Raw genomic sequence first — 653 nt, forward strand, 5'->3', positions numbered from 1 at the left:
GGAAGCGCCTCGGTGATGGGCGATCCCACCGAACTGCAGCAGGTGGTCATGAATCTCTGCACGAACGCGGCGCAGGCGATGGAGGGGCGCGGCGTGCTCACGCTCGCGCTCGACACCATCGATTCTAAGGACATGATGAGGCTGTCGAACGGCAGTCTGCCCTCGGGGCGTTATGTGCGTCTGCTTGTAAGGGACACCGGCCACGGAATCGACGAGGCGGCCCTGGAGCGCATCTTCGAGCCGTTCTTCACGACCAAACCTGCCGGGCAAGGCACAGGCCTAGGCCTGTCGACCGTTCACGGCATCGTCACCGAACACGGCGGCGCCTTGAATGTGACGAGCCGGTTGAAGGAAGGCGATTTTCGACGGATGGAAGAAGAAGCGGCCGCCGGCGCAGACGAGGATCTCGAACTTCCATTGCGCCGGGGCCATGGCGAGACGATCCTCATCGTTGATGATGAGAAATCGCTCGTGTTGCTGGGGGAGGAGATACTCGCCGCCCTGGGGTATGAACCGGTCGGCTTTGACCGCAGCCCTGCCGCATTGGCTGCGTTCCGCGCCGATCCGGATCGCTTCGATCTGGTGCTGACGGACGAGATCATGCCGGAAATGACGGGAACGGAGTTCGCCGGCACGCTGCACAAGATCCGTCC

1 protein-coding gene is annotated in these 653 nt (G+C 62.9%); it reads left to right on the plus strand.

The features are described from left to right. Positions 1 to 15 precede the first annotated feature (15 nt). The coding region (locus GEV06_28895; protein MPZ21860.1) for a response regulator at positions 16 to 653 on the plus strand (638 nt) is incomplete at its 3' end.

Origin of the sequence: Luteitalea sp. (genome assembly GCA_009377605.1) — a bacterium.
In the GTDB taxonomy this organism is placed as follows: Bacteria; Acidobacteriota; Vicinamibacteria; order Vicinamibacterales; family Vicinamibacteraceae; genus WHTT01.